The following is a 14,630-nucleotide window of genomic DNA, read 5'->3' as shown; positions in this document are numbered from 1 at the left end:
CTGGTTAATACTCACGAACAATTTGTTACGAGTTGTTACGGCGATTGAGCGTAAACAAATTCAAACGCTCATTTGCGCAGCCCTTAACTCGTCCCTGTCTTAATCGTTCCCCGCCAATGGCGAATCACAAAATTAACCTATCGCAGTTCGTCGAATTCATCAGCCCGAGAGCAATGAATGGTCCCCGACAATTTTGATGTTGCGATCATAGGCGCCGGCCACAATGGGTTGACGAGCGCCGCCTATCTCGCGGGCGCGGGATTGGCCGTTGTTGTTCTCGAACGAAATCTTGTGGTCGGCGGTGCCGCCGTGACCGAGGAATTCGCACCGGAATTTTCAAACTCGGTGGCGTCGTACACGGTTAGCCTACTTAATCCGAAAGTCATTGCGGATCTCGATCTGCATCGGCATGGCCTCGAAATCATCGAACGGCCGGCGGCAAATTTCTGGCCGGTCGACAGCACGCGATCTTTGCTTGTGCCGTACGATCCCGTTGCGCGTCGCGAGGCGTTTGCCGCCTTCTCTCCAAAGGATGCAGCAAGACTTGAGGCTTACGACGACGAACTGAACCGCGCGGTCGTCGTGCTCCGCGATCTCATAACGCGCACACCGCCAAACGCAGGCGGCGGCATTCTCGAATTGATCAAAGCCGGAGGCATCGGCCGGCGAATTCTCAATCTCTCGATTGGCGATCAGAGGCTGCTGCTCGAACTGTTCACCGCGAGCGCCGCCGATTTTCTCGATCGCCGTTTCGAGAACGAAACGGTCAAAGCCGCCTTCGCTTTCGACGGCATCGTCGGATCCTATGCCGCGCCGTCGACGCCCGGTACGGCTTACGTGCTTTTGCATCACTGCTTTGGCGAGGTGAATGGCAAATCCGGATATTGGGGCCATGCGAAAGGCGGCATGGGTGCGATAACGCAAGCGATGGCCCGTTCGGCGGAATCGCGCGGCGCAATCATTCGCGTCGGCGCGCCGGTTGAGCGCGTCCTCGTCGAAAAGGGGCGCGCTGCCGGCATTGTGCTGAAGTCGGGCGAGACCATCAGGGCGCGCGCGGTCGCGGCGAACGTCGGTCCGAAATTGTTATTCCGCGACCTCATTGCAAAGACGGATATCGACGCAGAAACGCGCGAACGGTTTCTCGCGATCAAGACCGGCTCGGGATCGTTCCGCATGAACGTGGCGCTTGCCGAGTTGCCGGATTTCGTATGTCGGCCAGGCAAAGACGTGAGCCTGCATCATCGCTCGGGAATCGTCATCGGACCGACGATGGACTATCTCGAGCGCGCGTATCTCGATGCGCGCGCTTTCGGCTGGTCGCGCGAGCCGGTTGTCGAAATGATGATTTCCTCTACTCTCGATTCGTCGCTCGCGCCTCCTGGACGGCACGTCGCGAGTCTCTTCGTGCAGCACGTCGCTCCGCATCTGCCGGATGGGCGAAGTTGGTCGAATGCGCACGAAAAGGAAGCCTTCGCCAATCTCGTCGTCGAAACCGTGTCGCGCCACGCTCCGAATTTCAAATCTGCCATACTGGCCCGCCAGATCTTATCTCCGCTCGACCTTGAGGAACGCTTCGGCCTCGTCGACGGCGATATCTTCCACGGACAGCTCGGTCTCGGTCAGCTCTTTTCGGCGCGTCCCGTTTTGGGTTATGGCAACTACCGGATGTCGCTCAAGGGGCTTTATCTGTGCGGTTCCGGCGCACATCCGGGCGGCGGCGTCACCGGCGTTCCGGGCATGAATGCGGCGCGCGAGATTGTGAAGGATCTGAAGCGCTGGCGTTCGAAGAGGCGATGAATGCATTTGGGTGCGGACGCTTTCATGATCGTCGCGCCCGGCAAGGGGGCGTAGCGTGCGCATTACACCGGCGCTCGACATCGACGAAGCCGAGATAGAGGAACGCTTCATCCGCGCGTCCGGCCCTGGCGGACAGAACGTCAACAAGGTTTCGACCGCAGTCGAGCTGCGCTTCAATCTCGCAGCAAACCGTTCGATTCCAGATTATGCACGAAGCAAGCTGAAGCGTCTGGCTGGACGACGGCTGACGACCGAGGGCATCGTCGTCATCCAGGCCGACCGTTTCCGAAGTCAGGAGCAGAACAGGTCGGATGCGCGCGAACGGCTGCAGGAGCTTATCGTGGCGGCGCTCGAACGCCCGAAACCACGCATAAAAACCAAGCCTTCGCGCGGTGCACGCGAAGAACGCATCAAAGCCAAAGCTGCGCGCGGAAAAGTCAAGAAGATGCGGAGCAGGAAAGTGGACTTCGATTGAGCATCCGGCCATAGCTTTCGGCTTATTGCGCTGTCGATCTGCAGAACGGGAGCACCCTTGGCGAAACGTTCGCGGACTCGGAGTGCCTACTTTTGCGCGCACTCCTGTTCGTTTTTGCCGCCCATTCGATTCAGGAGCGGCGACAAGGTACGAGATTTCAAAGGAATTTGCTGGTAGCGGGAGGCGGACTTGAACCGCCGACCTGCGGATTATGAGACCGCCGCTCTAACCACCTGAGCTATCCCGCCACACTGACCGCCATGCGGACATTGAGCGCCCGTCTATAGGGAGCGCAATATCGTCCTGTCAACACGGCGCATCGCGCACCTAACGACAGTTAGGGAGGACGGACCGAAGCAACGCGTCCTGATCCGGTACTGCTGCACCGGCTACTCGGCGGCGACCGGGCGCTCGGCAGCCGAAGCCAATTTGCGGAAGCGCATCATCGTGAAGATCCCGAGCGGCCGCAAAGACTTGCGATCCATCAGCTGCAGGTCGTCGCAGACCATCACGCGTGAGACGTCGAAGACCGAGTGCCAGCCGACGAGATCGGCGAACGGCGCCATCTGCCGCTCGACCCAGCCGCGGACGCCCTGTTCCTGGCTGAAATGATTGACGAGCATGACTTCGCCGCCGGGCTTGGCGACGCGTGCCAGCTCAAGCATCACCTTCTGAGGATCAGGCACGACGGTGATGACATACATTGCGACGACGGTATCGAATGAATTGTCTGGGAAGCGAAGGCTGCTCGCATCCATCTCGTAAAGGCCGGAGACATTGACGAGCTTCTCGGTTTGGACGCGCTCCCGTGCCTTTTCGAGCATCTCCGGGGCAAGATCGATGCCGACGATATCGAGGTGCTTCTTGTACGTAGGAAGCGAAAGCCCCGTGCCGACCCCGACTTCCAGGACCCGCCCCGAGCCGCTGTTGATGATCTCGACCGCGTGCCTGCGGCCGGCCGTCGAGACAGCACCGAACGTGTAATCATAGACCGGCGCCCAGCGGCGGTACGCATCGCGAACCGCGCCTTCATCGAGTTGAACGGCCTTTGGTTCGAAGCGCTTCCTCGCAACATTGGCCCGCGCGCCCGATGTGCGCTGAAAATCCGACCCCTTCTCACCCACCGCCATCTCCATCGCTGTGTAATGCGCGCGTACTGACTATCTCTGCGCCTCGGCCAGAGTGTGGCTTGATGCGCGAAAGTCCCCTTGATTTGCAGCCTTCACCGTTTTTGCGATCCAACCGCCGCCGAGCACGCGTGCTCCAGTCTCCTGGCTGGCATAGAACACGCAGGCTTGGCCGGTCGCAATACCTTCTTCCCCGTCGTGTAGTTCAACTTTGGCGCCGCCGTCCGCTTCGGCGGTGAGGATCGCTGCGCGAAGCTTTTGCGACGAGCGCATACGGACGTAGAGTTCCAATCCCATGCCGGCGCTTTCAGCGAACGATTTTTCCCCGAGCCAATTGACATCGCGCAAGATTAACCCGGTCGTCGTGAGAGCTGAACGCGGTCCGACGATGACTTCGTTTTTGGTCGCGTCGAGCCGCACGACATAAAGCGGCTCCGCCGCCGGAACCTTGATCCCGCGCCGCTGGCCTACGGTGTAATGGACGATGCCGTCGTGGCGTCCAAGTATGCGTCCGTCCAGATGAACGATGTCGCCGGCGTCAAGCGCATTCGGCTTCAGGCGCTCTATAACGTCCGTGTAACGCCCGGTTGGGACGAAGCAGATATCCTGGCTGTCGGATTTGTCCGCCACAGGAAGATTGAACGAGCGCGCGAGTTCGCGAACCTCCGCCTTCTGCAAGGCACCGACGGGGAACCACAGAGCCGAAAGCTGCGCCTTGGTGATCCCGAACAGGAAATAGCTCTGATCCCGATCCGTATCGACGGCCCGGGCGAGTTCCGGCCCATGATCCGTCTCGCGCCTCTGCACGTAGTGACCGGTGACAAGAACCTCGGCACCGAGATCCTTCGCCGTTTCGAGCAGGTCGCGGAACTTGATCTCGTTGTTGCACGTAACACACGGGATCGGAGTCTCGCCGTGCACGTAGCTTTCGGCGAACGTCTCGATCACCTTCTGGGCGAAGCGAGCTTCGTAATCGAGAACATAATGCGGAATGCCTAGCGTCTGGGCGACGCGCCGCGCATCGTGGATGTCTTGGCCGGCGCAGCAACTGCCTTTTCGACCCGTGGCGCTGCCATGGTCGTAGAGCTGCAGCGTTACGCCAATGACGTCATGACCGGCGGCCTTCATGATCGCTGCCGCAACCGAGCTGTCGACACCACCGGACATGGCGACGACAACGCGCTTTTTGGCGCTTGGGGCAGCGGGTGGCGTCTGAAAATCGGTCATTTGAAGCGGCGAAAGGCTTATTGTTTAGTGGCGAACGATGCGCCGGACAATCGCGGGGACTATACCCGGTGCGGGCCGGCATCCAAAAGACCAAATACATTCAATAAGTTATTTTTGGTCTCGGCGGGCAGATTTGTCGGATCTGACAGGCTGATCAGATCCATAGTTCATTAAATGGGTCCCCCGCAAGCCGCTCGCAAGCATTTACGCGACTGGCCCGTAATTCGCTTTCTAGGGGCTTAGGGTTATCAGGGTGGCACAAATTGGAACGAAAGCTTGGAAGATTGCAGGCCCAAGGCTTTAATAACGCTGAATTGGCACGCCTATTTAATTACTGTTCACTCAAGGGCTTAGTGCTAATTTAATGGCAACCCGCTATAAGCAACCCCGTGGTCAGAGAGTGTGTATTGAGTATCATGACCGAACAGCAGATGAGAGCGCGCGGGCGCTACGTGATCGGACCTGATGGGTCTCCGCTCACCGTCGCAGATCTTCCCCCGCGGGACACCAAGCGATGGGTGATCCGTCGCAAGGCCGAAGTTGTCGCCGCCGTGCGCGGTGGCCTTCTCAGCATTGAGGAGGCATGCGAACGGTACACGCTGACCGTCGACGAGTTTTTGTCGTGGCAGCGTTCGATCGACAAGCATGGCCTTCCGGGTCTGCGCGCGACGCGCTTGCAGGACTATCGAGAGTAATCTCGGCGCCGCGATTGGCGATGCGAGTGACCGATGCGTCGGCCGCTCCGCGCCGTCATGTTCGTTAGTTGTCCGTTGACGTTTTCAACGGCGGGCTGGCGGGCGCTTTCGCTTGCGCAGGTGCCGCCTTTGCTTTCGATCTCGCCTTGGCCTTTTTGGCGGTCTTGGCGTTGGTCGCGGGAGCTGCGGCGACGGGCTGTGGAGCCGCCGGTGTCCATCCGGCGACGGCCGACGACTGACTGCAGCCTTCTTCGCCCTTGGTCCAGCGCGTGATATCGCTCGTCATGGCGGTAGCGAAAGCATCCGTCATTTTGAGATTTTCGGTCCTGACGGTAGCCGATGCTTCGCCAGTCGGATCGATATCGACGAGATAAGCCTTGGCACCGCGCGGGTTGGGCTGTGTCGGATCGCGACGATGAATGACGATCTGCGCCTTGCCGCCGCGCGAGGCCGGTGTCGCCGTTGCGTGATAGACAAAATCGGCCTTGAGCGGCCCGCCGACCGCGAACCAGCATTTCATCGCACCGGTAGCGACGCGGGAATAAATGTCGGTTGCCGATCCGCCCTGGCCGCCGGTTTGGTCGATCACGTTCCCCGTCTGCTGCGCTGCGCCTGGCGCGGAGGGCGGCGGAGTCGTTGCCTGCTGCGAAGCGGCTTCGACCGAGGGTGCGCTCGGCAGGCTGAGTGCCGGCAATTGAGCGCCTCCGCCGCTGGCACAGCCTGAAAGGGCCACCGCAGCAGCGAGCGCAAGCAGCGCCTTGGATGAGCAACTGTCAGCCATTGTGCTCCGGTTGATGACGCGCACGGGAGTCCGCGCCTGGGCGGGAGACAACCGAGACCCGTTTGCCCGGCATGCTGCTATTCGGCAAGAGGGTTACCCACCGGCCAAAAGGCGCGACCGGGAGATTGACACAGGAAAAAGGCGGCGTCTTTCGGGCGCCGCCTTCTATGGACTAAGTCAATGATTCGCACGGCCGACGCAGGCGACCCGAGGTCCGTTCAGCGCAAGGCGCTCAGCCCGAAGGGCCTTTCGCGGCGTCCGCTCCGCGGATCTTGAAGTCCTTCGACCTGCTGGGTGGCACGGGAGAACTGTTCCATCGTGTCGTCGCGCTCGCGAACCGCGGCAGCGAGCTTTTCGCGAAGACCTTCCGTGGATTGGCGAAGGTTGTCGCGGCGCTGGGCAGCAGCCTTGGCGAACGTAGAATAGGAAAAATGTGCCCGGTCGCGGACGCCGGTTCGGTCCTCCTCGAGCTGGATTTGCCGCTCGAGATCGGAGGCCATCTGGTCGAACTCGCGAATGATTCTCTCGAGATCCTCGACCTTCCTCGATTTCTCCTCGACCTCGCGACGCTTGAGGAGAATGGTCGTCTCACGTGATTTCATCGTTCGATACCCTAAACACATTCGAACTTGCATGGCCGACCAATCAAGAAGCGTGCCAAAGGCGCGAAAAGATTTCGTGGCCGAAGCAACATGAACATCTGTGTTAACGGCGGCTCATTAACCGCGTTGCAGCGCCTCGTTGCTACTTCAATACTACGAATAACATGTTACGCTTAAGTTGCGGTAAAGCAACGCGTAACCTTTTCTGACGTAGCGTCCCGTTCAGGGGCAGATTTTGGCCACAAGCGATCTAGGGCACGGGTGCGAATTCTGTTAGCTCTTGATTCGAACCGAATGCGGGTCGCAAGGCGGTCGAGAAGCAAGCCGGCAGGGTGGGCGCCCTGATGGCAGGCTTCCGCGGCGGGATCTGTTGAGCGGTCGAGAGGGGCGCAGTTCTAATATTCTGACATTTTGGCGGGCCATGTTTGGCGCGAGCGGGTATTTTTGTACCCGCGAAGCGAGGAGACTTGCCCGCCCCGGGGAAGCCGATGGTGGTTTGGCCAATGCCATTAAGAGACATGGCAGCACGCCGAGCAGAAATGGCTAACGCGAAATTAGGGTTTGTTAACCTCTCGTCGCTAACTTCCTAACGATCGCTTAGCTCGAAATGTAGTGCGTTTCTTTGGGCGAAGAGCAGACATGGCGCGGAGTCATTGGATAGGGCACCAGAGGAACGGTCATGAGGGTTCTACTCATCGAAGACGACAGCGCTACGGCGCAAAGCATCGAGCTGATGCTGCAATCCGAAGGCTTTAACGTTTACACAACCGACCTTGGGGAAGAGGGTGTCGATCTCGGTAAGCTTTACGACTACGATATAATTCTTCTCGATCTGAATCTGCCGGACATGAGCGGTTACGAGGTCCTGAAGACGCTGCGCGTCTCGAAGGTCTCGACTCCGATCCTGATCCTCTCGGGTCTCGCCGGCATCGACGACAAGGTACGCGGTCTCGGCTTCGGTGCCGACGACTACATGACGAAGCCATTCCACAAGGACGAGCTGGTTGCCCGCATCCAGGCCATTGTCCGCCGTTCGAAGGGCCACGCCCAGTCGATCATCGAAACCGGCGATCTGCGCGTCAACCTCGATACCAAGACTGTCGACGTCAACGGCCAGCGCGTGCATCTCACGGGCAAGGAATACCAGATGCTCGAGCTCTTATCGCTGCGCAAGGGGACGACGCTGACGAAGGAGATGTTCCTCAACCATCTCTACGGCGGCATGGACGAGCCCGAGCTCAAGATCATCGACGTGTTCATTTGCAAGCTCAGGAAGAAGCTGCAGACGGCAACCGGCGGCAAGCACTACATTGAAACCGTGTGGGGCCGTGGTTACGTGCTGCGCGATCCGGGACATGAAGGTTCGGAAGCAGCATAACTCGCCGTTTTCCAAGTTCTTATTCACGCGCACAGGGGCCATGAGGGCCCCTGTCGTGTTTGGGAGAGCCCATTATTTAAAGGGCACGCCAGTCGCAGCGGTGGAGTCTCCGAACCGCCAGTTGATCGACAGCATTCCGATCTGCATCGTCGGATCGAAATTGATTCGTGAGGATGTGGCAAAGTCCGGTTCTATCCCGCTCACGGACAAGTTCGCGTCGCTGAAGTCCACATAGCGGTACTCTGCCTTGAGCGATAATGCATCGTTGATACGGGTCTCGATACCCCCTCCGATGAAACCACCGGAGAACTGCTTGCCCTTGACGATTCCAGTTGCCGATCCCATGCCCTCGAGTTGATAGATGATACGGGTATTGCCCAACCCCGCATTGGCATAGCCTCCACTGACGAATATGAGGGTATCGGGTGCCGTCAGATAACCGAAGCGTCCGCCGAGCATGAACAAGTTATCGAAACTGTTGTTCACGCTTTCGCTCACATTCTCTTCTCCATCCGCGATTTCTATGGAACTGCCATAGCGGAAATGCGCGTAAGCCGCGTCGCCGAACACGCCGGCCACATATCGCGAACTAAGCTGATAATCGTAGCCTGCGGTGAACGAAAGGAATGTCCCGTCGCTCCCCAGATGCTCGCTGCCGAAGTCGTCAGGAACGCTGAGTCTGGTGTCAGCCGCGCCAGCACCGGCCCCAAGGCCGATGTACGGCGACGTCCAGCTGCTCGTAACCGGTGGGATGGAATTATCGACTGGCTCATTCTTACCGTTGCCGAAGCGATAGTTGAGCGATAGGCGCGCACTCTGAATTTCAGGCTTCGTAGAGAACGAGATGCTTCCGAAAGGCTCGGCGCCGAATTTCTGAACCTCCGACTGGAAGGAGGTGTAGCGGTATTCGGCTTTGACGCTGAAGCCGCCGCCGATCAGCGTCTCGATTCCAGTACCGACGAAATATCCATCGAAGCTTCCAGTCGCAATGGGCAGCCCCTCGAAGCCTGACGCAGTGTCCGATCCATCGGCATGGGCGTACCCAAACGTCGAAAAGAACAACGTCGTCGGTGCGACGAGGTAGCCGAGGCGGCCGCCAACGGAAAGCTGATTTCCGATCCCGGAATCGATGTTCGAAAAATCGTAGTCGACAAAGGCACCAACGACGAGCGTTCCAAACAGCGCATGATCGTAGCCAGCGCTGAGCGTAAAGAACCCTCCGGAGCTCGGCATGCCATCGACAACTCCGGCCAGAAATCCGTCGAACTCGGACACGGACACGGATTCGCTAAGCCGCGTGTTGGCCATACCGTAGCCGCCGCCGACGCCGAGCGAGAAACCTTCCCAATCGTTGGCGAAGGCCGGTCCAGCTAAAGCTGAAGCTGAAGCTGCCGCACCCGATGCAACGACAAGGCTGGCAAGAGTTTGTTTCATCGGGTCAATCCTGAAAATTGGCGGTGACATGCTCAATTAAGGTTTTGTTATTCTGATTCGACCTGACCCGCTCCGCACCCCCTGTGGATTGCCCGCGGCAGCGGCGTCATTACGCATCGATCTCGGCTCGGAATAGGAACGGTTTCCGTTTCGCGAAGTGATGCTCTAAGACCGCAGAAAGCCAGTAAGGACCCTCGAACATGAGTGATGCGACCGCCCCGCCTCAATCTCCGCTTAAGGCTGCGATCGTGCGCGTCACGCCGTTCGAACAGAACTGCACGCTCATTTGGAACGAGGCGTCGAAAATCGGCGCCGTCGTCGATCCGGGCGGCGATCTCGACCGGATTTTTCGGGGCATCGACGAAGCCGGTATCGAGATCGAGAAGATCTTGCTGACTCACGGTCACATCGACCACGCCGGTGCCGCGGCGGAGCTACGCCAGGAGCTTGGCGTCAAGATCGAAGGCCCTCACAGGAATGATGCGATCCTGCTCGATAATCTGGAGAAGCAGGGCGAGATGTACGGCATTCCCGGCGTGCGCAACGTCAAACCGGACCGTTGGCTCGAGGAAGGCAATCTCGTTACGGTTGCCGGCCATACCTTCGATATCTTCCATTGCCCGGGCCATTCGCCGGGATCGGTGGTGTTTTTCGATCCGGCTCAGCGGTTCGCTCTCGTCGGCGATGTCCTGTTTCGCGGCTCCGTCGGCCGCACAGACTTTCCTTACGGGGACCACGACGCTCTGATTTCGTCGATCAAGACCAAGCTCTTTCCGCTCGGCGACGATATCGCCTTCATCTGCGGACACGGGCCGCCCGGACAATTTGGTCAGGAGCGGCTGACGAACCCATTTCTGGTTTGAGGCGTCGCGGCTTAGAACGACCATTCCCAATGCAGGCATCCGAAGACGCCGCATTCGCGTGCCAGTGTTCCATAGCCGCCGTTCGACAGCGTATTGTCGCCATCGCCGAAGATATCGACGGTCTGCACGCGCAGCGTTTCTTCACAGCTTCGGCGACAATCGACCCAGGCTCCGCGAGGCAACCGCACCTGCCATCCATAGCGACCGGGCCGGACGACGCTTTGAATGGAGCCGTTGCCATAATGGCTATGCGCCGTGATGACTTCACCCGACTCGTAGCTCGTCCGCAATCGCCGCCCTAGAGCATCCGACGGAGACGGCATCGCGGTTGCCGTCAGCAACGCCGCAATGGCCGGAAGGGAAACCCAGAGTAGCGAGCGCATGATCTTCAATCCTTTGTTCGGCTCAGACCGCCGGATTCACGTGCGATGTACTCAGCGCGACATTGAAATGTTGATGCCCTTGAGCGACGGGCCGCTGGTCAGAACGGCAACCGAGTGCGAGCCGCGGTTGACGGTCACGAGCATGGAGCCCGCAATGCCTCCGCTGATCGACAGGTTGAGTTTGTTGGCGAAGGCGCGGCCCGTGACCGAACCGGACTGATTGTAGGTCCGCTCTTCCCAACTGCCGGTCACTGAGCCGCCCGCGTCGACCAGGTTGGCGCGGAGTTCCACTTTCGCCGAAGCGTTGGCGCAGCGGATCGAGATGCCGAGGCTATGGGGACCGCCGGTGTTGGTGTAGTAGCCCTTGCAGCGCAGGCTTTCCGTCCTGCCGCCGTCGAATTTGGCGACGCCCGAGCCGTTCCAGGTGCCGACAAGTTCAGGAAAGGGACCGTCTGCGGCGTGCGCTGCCGGAGCGGCGAGCGGCAGAGCGCCGACTATCGCCGCAGTCGCAGCCAGCGCTCCAAGACAACCAAAAAATTGCTGATGGCGAAACACGAAGCCCTTCCTTCCTGCGTATCGCGAAACGGCGCGCATTATTGTCTGATGCCCCTGATTTTGCGAGCCATATGGACGAACTAGAACGAGATGCGCTCGAGTGTTGCCCTCGAACGACAGTCTCGGACCGCATCTCAGACGACAAAGCCTCCAGTTGGCTATGCTGCCAATGCGCTTATGAAGAGAACCCACGTTCTCCGCAAGAGCATCGACCCTCGCGGTAGCGCTTTCGCATCTCCCCATGCACTTGACGGCCCTGGGAGCAAAAAAATATGGCGCACATCGCTGCCCCAGACCCGCGAGATTCCCCAATGTGGCCCACAAACAGTCGCGATCGGAGGTCAGGCTGGTCTTGTCGCCGAATGGTTGCTGAAAAGTTCAAAGTGCACCGCTGACGGCAACGGGGTTCTCGAAGAAATTGGTAAGCGCGGGGAGTGCCTGAAGCCGGATAGGCTTGGTGAGGGAGTCAAAAGTACATGCGTCAGTCGTATCGCGTCGCCGTGTATCTCGCGGTTGCTGCTGTTTCCACTCTGGTTGCCACCGAAAATCAGGCCGCGCCCCCTGTCGATCCGTTAGCAAGCCTCGCTGGGCGCTGGGTCGGGATGGCGACCATGACGTCCATTTCCGGGCCTGCATCGAATTTCAAATGCGTGGTCACCTATATCCCGCGCCGCGGCGCGCCGGGTATGCGCCAAACGCTGCGTTGTGAGGATGGGGCTACCAACTTCAAGCTTCACGCCGCAACCGACTTGACGGTCGAGGGCGAGAAGCTCACCGGCGCCTGGCAGGACAAGATCAACGATATCGGCGGCACGGTCGACGGGACCGTCACGCCCACGGGATTCGACGTGCAACTTTCGGGACAATTCTTCGCAGCGCATATGGCCGTTGCCGGACAGGGATGTGATCAGTCCGTCAGAGTCCTGCCGCAGAACTCCGACGTATTCATTGAACTGGCCGCGAACCTGAAGAAGTGCTGATAGCGTGCGCGCTTCGCGCGAGCCGCTAAAACGCAACGGCCCTTGCTGAAAATATTAATGAGGTCTTAACGATCCTTCGATAAAGAACCAGATATGCCGACGCACGATCTGCGCCGCGCCTTCATATCGGGATGCGCCATCCCGTTTTATTTCAGCGCACGCGCTTAAGCTTATATTTTTGGCGCCGCGCGACTGTTTCTTTCGGAATGCGACAGAGCGATGAAATGCGCGGCACCTGATGCGGAGCTGCTGAGACAGCTGGCAGATATCCCCGAGGTCCGGTTGAGCGGCTTCTCGGTGCGCGAGGGTCTGGCGGGAACTGGCGTTACGGTGCTCAAAGGCCGGAATTATTTTGGCAGCTGGCGGGCGACGGTGCAGGGTGAGCTCGTCTGGACGTTCGCGGATCTTTCCGAACCCGGCCGCACGGTTGCATCGGTGGACGAAGCCTTGCGCTACACGCTGCTTCTGATTTTGGCGAGCATTGCCAAGACGCACAACATCCGGCCAAAGATCACCCGGACGGGCTGAGCGCGCTCATGATGCGCGGTCCTGATGCTCGTCGAAGGGAGGGATGGCGCACTATGCGGCCAGCACCGCGCGTTCGTGTTTGCCTTCCTCGATTTCTTTAATGATCTTTGCGACGAACGCTTCGAGATCCCCAGGATTGCGGCTCGTGACGATGCCCTGATCGGCGACGACAGGCTCATCGACCCAATGGGCACCCGCATTGATCACGTCCGTTTTGATCGAGTCGTAGGACGTCGCGCGCCGACCGCGAATGGCATTCGTCTCGATCAGCAGCCAAGGAGCATGGCAAATCGCCGCCACGACCTTGCCTTCGTTGAGAAACGCTCTGATCAGTTTCAGCGCGTCCGGATTTTTCCGAAGCGTATCGGGGTTCATCTGCCCACCCGGAAGGACCAGCGCGTCGTAAAGTGATGTCGATGCCTCGGAGAGTTCTACGTCGACGGGGACCGGTTTGCCCCAATCGCGGTTCTGCCAGCCGACGATGGCTTCCTTTTTCTTGCGCTCCTTCGGTGCTGCGACGTGAACAAGTTGCGCAACGGCTTTCAGCTTATCGCGCGGCACTTCGAGTTCGGATTGTTCGAAACCGTCCGTCGCGAGAATGAGAATTTTGGCGTTCTTTATTTTCGGCATGATCACTCTCCTCGCAGAAACACGATGATCAAAAAACCCACGATTTCAGCGTAGGTTCCGCGTTCGTGATCGGGCACAAAGCCAGCGTTCACATACGCGCACTAAGGCGCGGTGTTCGGTCGCATAAATCTTGCGCGTGGCGACGACCGTCTAAACCATCTTGCCGATGACTTTCGAAATCTCGGTCGCGTTGAACGCGCGCAATGTCTGAGTCCTGACGTGGCCCCGAGCGGCAATGCTCAGCGACAAAGCCGTCGCCGTCTCGTCGTCGGGAGCCTCGCAAATCGTGACCACATCGAACGGTCCGATTGTCCAATACATGTCTTTGATCGTAACGCCCGCATTTTTGGCTATGGCCTTGAATTTATCGGCGCGGTTGACCGTATCCTTGGCGTCGTGCACGCCTTTATCCGTGAAGCTCGCAATAACGATAAATGTCGGCATCAGAGCCTCCTTGATTGGAGAGCCCCCGTTGTGACGATCTTAGTCCAGTCTGCGCCCCGGATGTACCGTCTATTATCGCCAATCACGCAAGCGCGTCGGTTATGACGGGATGCAAACCGGGGAGACTTGGAACCGTTCCCTCAAGGCGGCGCAATGTTCCTCGGATCACTCGACCCAAAGGCCGCGGCTTCGATGCCAGTCTTCTATCGATTGCTCGGGATAGAGATCGAAGACGGCATCTCCGTCGCGGATATCCGGCTGAACCCAGTTCGGTTTATAGCGTAGCATCAGATGCACCGAGGACGGCGGCGTCGGTAATTCGCTGTCGATCGCGGACGCAAAGGGATGCACGAGTTCCGGCCATTCCGGCGAGAACAGCCAAAGCGCGCTCGCGCAGCGCGTGCAGAAATTCCGCTCGGCCGTCGAGCGTTCGCACGTTCCGTCATCCTGGAGAATTTCGGCGCGAAAAATTTGAATGGCTTTTTGCGGATCGTCGATTTTCAACGTGCGCGCGTCGGCCGCGAGATTGATCGCATAGCCTCCGCCGCCCGCAGTCTTGCGGCAGATCGAGCAGTAGCATCTTTGGTAGGGTTGAGGCGTGTGGCTTTCGCAGAAGAATTTCACGGCGCCACAACGGCACGAGCCGGTCAACGTCACGGGCATGGATTTTCTCCGGTCTGATTAGATGTTTTAACACGGAGATGGATATTTCGCTCCAGGCGTCGCGACGC

General features: G+C 59.0%; 17 protein-coding genes and 1 tRNA gene. 7 read left to right on the top strand and 11 right to left on the bottom strand.

Annotated elements, in window-relative coordinates; genetic code table 11:
* Positions 1-177 precede the first annotated feature (177 nt).
* The gene (locus tag HYPDE_RS12800; RefSeq protein ID WP_015598902.1) at positions 178-1,797 is read left to right on the top strand and encodes a phytoene desaturase family protein; all 1,620 of its coding nucleotides are present in this window, start codon (positions 178-180) and stop codon (positions 1,795-1,797) included.
* A gap of 55 nt (positions 1,798-1,852) precedes the next feature.
* Positions 1,853-2,272: an alternative ribosome rescue aminoacyl-tRNA hydrolase ArfB gene (gene arfB, locus HYPDE_RS12795; protein WP_015598901.1), complete on the top strand. Its 420-nt coding sequence runs from the start codon at positions 1,853-1,855 to the stop codon at positions 2,270-2,272.
* Positions 2,273-2,443: 171 nt separating this feature from the next.
* Here the strand turns inward: arfB and HYPDE_RS12790 are convergent.
* From HYPDE_RS12790 to mnmA, 3 genes are all read right to left on the bottom strand, one after another.
* A tRNA-Met gene (locus HYPDE_RS12790) sits at positions 2,444-2,520 on the bottom strand.
* A gap of 141 nt (positions 2,521-2,661) precedes the next feature.
* Positions 2,662-3,408 carry a class I SAM-dependent methyltransferase gene (locus tag HYPDE_RS12785; protein WP_015598900.1) on the bottom strand — a complete coding sequence of 249 codons (747 nt, stop codon included), beginning with the start codon at positions 3,406-3,408 and terminating at the stop codon, positions 2,662-2,664.
* 24 nt (positions 3,409-3,432) lie between these two features.
* Positions 3,433-4,626 (bottom strand): tRNA 2-thiouridine(34) synthase MnmA, encoded by a 1,194-nt coding sequence (gene mnmA / locus HYPDE_RS12780; protein ID WP_015598899.1) that lies wholly within the window; start codon positions 4,624-4,626, stop codon positions 3,433-3,435.
* A 416-nt stretch (positions 4,627-5,042) separates the two neighbouring features.
* Between mnmA and HYPDE_RS12775 the strand changes: the two genes are divergently transcribed.
* Entirely contained in the window at positions 5,043-5,321 is a 279-nt protein-coding gene (locus HYPDE_RS12775; protein WP_013216444.1) for a DUF1153 domain-containing protein, read from the top strand.
* A 64-nt stretch (positions 5,322-5,385) separates the two neighbouring features.
* Here HYPDE_RS12775 and HYPDE_RS12770 read toward each other — a convergent pair whose 3' ends face one another.
* Positions 5,386-6,102: a hypothetical protein gene (locus HYPDE_RS12770; RefSeq protein WP_041320474.1), complete on the bottom strand. Its 717-nt coding sequence runs from the start codon at positions 6,100-6,102 to the stop codon at positions 5,386-5,388.
* Positions 6,103-6,320: 218 nt separating this feature from the next.
* On the bottom strand, positions 6,321-6,704 hold the full coding sequence (locus HYPDE_RS12765) for a hypothetical protein (RefSeq protein ID WP_015598897.1): 384 nt from the start codon (positions 6,702-6,704) through the stop codon (positions 6,321-6,323).
* A 679-nt stretch (positions 6,705-7,383) separates the two neighbouring features.
* Here HYPDE_RS12765 and ctrA point away from each other — a divergent pair.
* A complete protein-coding gene (gene ctrA, locus HYPDE_RS12760; protein WP_013216441.1) occupies positions 7,384-8,082 on the top strand; it encodes a response regulator transcription factor CtrA in 699 nt (232 codons plus the stop codon).
* Between the two features lie 72 nt (positions 8,083-8,154).
* Here ctrA and HYPDE_RS12755 read toward each other — a convergent pair whose 3' ends face one another.
* The gene (locus HYPDE_RS12755; RefSeq protein WP_015598895.1) at positions 8,155-9,516 is read right to left on the bottom strand and encodes an outer membrane protein; all 1,362 of its coding nucleotides are present in this window, start codon (positions 9,514-9,516) and stop codon (positions 8,155-8,157) included.
* 200 nt (positions 9,517-9,716) lie between these two features.
* Between HYPDE_RS12755 and HYPDE_RS12750 the strand changes: the two genes are divergently transcribed.
* Positions 9,717-10,379, top strand: a complete 663-nt coding sequence (locus HYPDE_RS12750) for an MBL fold metallo-hydrolase (protein ID WP_015598894.1) — start codon at positions 9,717-9,719, stop codon at positions 10,377-10,379.
* A gap of 11 nt (positions 10,380-10,390) precedes the next feature.
* On the opposite strand, the gene HYPDE_RS12745 is transcribed toward HYPDE_RS12750, so the two are convergent.
* Both HYPDE_RS12745 and HYPDE_RS12740 read right to left on the bottom strand, forming a co-directional pair.
* Complete coding sequence (locus HYPDE_RS12745) at positions 10,391-10,762, bottom strand: hypothetical protein (protein WP_041321271.1); 372 nt, start codon at positions 10,760-10,762, stop codon at positions 10,391-10,393.
* Between the two features lie 51 nt (positions 10,763-10,813).
* Complete coding sequence (locus HYPDE_RS12740; protein WP_041321269.1) at positions 10,814-11,317, bottom strand: hypothetical protein; 504 nt, start codon at positions 11,315-11,317, stop codon at positions 10,814-10,816.
* Positions 11,318-11,793: 476 nt separating this feature from the next.
* Between HYPDE_RS12740 and HYPDE_RS12735 the strand changes: the two genes are divergently transcribed.
* Positions 11,794-12,297, top strand: a complete 504-nt coding sequence (locus tag HYPDE_RS12735; RefSeq protein WP_015598890.1) for a hypothetical protein — start codon at positions 11,794-11,796, stop codon at positions 12,295-12,297.
* Positions 12,298-12,516: 219 nt separating this feature from the next.
* Positions 12,517-12,825, top strand: a complete 309-nt coding sequence (locus tag HYPDE_RS12730) for a hypothetical protein (RefSeq protein ID WP_015598889.1) — start codon at positions 12,517-12,519, stop codon at positions 12,823-12,825.
* Between the two features lie 51 nt (positions 12,826-12,876).
* On the opposite strand, the gene HYPDE_RS12725 is transcribed toward HYPDE_RS12730, so the two are convergent.
* The 3 genes from HYPDE_RS12725 to HYPDE_RS12715 form a co-directional block, all read right to left on the bottom strand.
* The gene (locus HYPDE_RS12725; protein WP_015598888.1) at positions 12,877-13,455 is read right to left on the bottom strand and encodes a type 1 glutamine amidotransferase domain-containing protein; all 579 of its coding nucleotides are present in this window, start codon (positions 13,453-13,455) and stop codon (positions 12,877-12,879) included.
* A gap of 150 nt (positions 13,456-13,605) precedes the next feature.
* Complete coding sequence (locus HYPDE_RS12720; RefSeq protein ID WP_015598887.1) at positions 13,606-13,899, bottom strand: GYD domain-containing protein; 294 nt, start codon at positions 13,897-13,899, stop codon at positions 13,606-13,608.
* Positions 13,900-14,064: 165 nt separating this feature from the next.
* Complete coding sequence (locus HYPDE_RS12715; protein WP_015598886.1) at positions 14,065-14,562, bottom strand: GFA family protein; 498 nt, start codon at positions 14,560-14,562, stop codon at positions 14,065-14,067.
* Between the last annotated feature and the right edge of the window lie 68 nt (positions 14,563-14,630).

It is taken from the genome of Hyphomicrobium denitrificans 1NES1, from assembly GCF_000230975.2.
Classification (GTDB): Bacteria; Pseudomonadota; Alphaproteobacteria; order Rhizobiales; family Hyphomicrobiaceae; genus Hyphomicrobium_B; species Hyphomicrobium_B denitrificans_A.
This window is presented reverse-complemented; position numbering and strand designations above follow the sequence as displayed.

Bases quoted from the DNA above. Each gene is read 5' to 3' on its own strand.
- HYPDE_RS12800 (WP_015598902.1), top strand. From the start codon at position 178: ATGGTCCCCGACAATTTTGATGTTGCGATCATAGGCGCCGGCCACAAT.
- HYPDE_RS12785 (WP_015598900.1), bottom strand. From the start codon at position 3,408: ATGGAGATGGCGGTGGGTGAGAAGGGGTCGGATTTTCAGCGCACATCG.
- mnmA (WP_015598899.1), bottom strand. From the start codon at position 4,626: ATGACCGATTTTCAGACGCCACCCGCTGCCCCAAGCGCCAAAAAGCGC.
- HYPDE_RS12775 (WP_013216444.1), top strand. From the start codon at position 5,043: ATGACCGAACAGCAGATGAGAGCGCGCGGGCGCTACGTGATCGGACCT.
- HYPDE_RS12770 (WP_041320474.1), bottom strand. From the start codon at position 6,102: ATGGCTGACAGTTGCTCATCCAAGGCGCTGCTTGCGCTCGCTGCTGCG.
- HYPDE_RS12765 (WP_015598897.1), bottom strand. From the start codon at position 6,704: ATGAAATCACGTGAGACGACCATTCTCCTCAAGCGTCGCGAGGTCGAG.
- ctrA (WP_013216441.1), top strand. From the start codon at position 7,384: ATGAGGGTTCTACTCATCGAAGACGACAGCGCTACGGCGCAAAGCATC.
- HYPDE_RS12755 (WP_015598895.1), bottom strand. From the start codon at position 9,516: ATGAAACAAACTCTTGCCAGCCTTGTCGTTGCATCGGGTGCGGCAGCT.
- HYPDE_RS12750 (WP_015598894.1), top strand. From the start codon at position 9,717: ATGAGTGATGCGACCGCCCCGCCTCAATCTCCGCTTAAGGCTGCGATC.
- HYPDE_RS12745 (WP_041321271.1), bottom strand. From the start codon at position 10,762: ATGCGCTCGCTACTCTGGGTTTCCCTTCCGGCCATTGCGGCGTTGCTG.
- HYPDE_RS12735 (WP_015598890.1), top strand. From the start codon at position 11,794: ATGCGTCAGTCGTATCGCGTCGCCGTGTATCTCGCGGTTGCTGCTGTT.
- HYPDE_RS12730 (WP_015598889.1), top strand. From the start codon at position 12,517: ATGAAATGCGCGGCACCTGATGCGGAGCTGCTGAGACAGCTGGCAGAT.
- HYPDE_RS12725 (WP_015598888.1), bottom strand. From the start codon at position 13,455: ATGCCGAAAATAAAGAACGCCAAAATTCTCATTCTCGCGACGGACGGT.
- HYPDE_RS12720 (WP_015598887.1), bottom strand. From the start codon at position 13,899: ATGCCGACATTTATCGTTATTGCGAGCTTCACGGATAAAGGCGTGCAC.
- HYPDE_RS12715 (WP_015598886.1), bottom strand. From the start codon at position 14,562: ATGCCCGTGACGTTGACCGGCTCGTGCCGTTGTGGCGCCGTGAAATTC.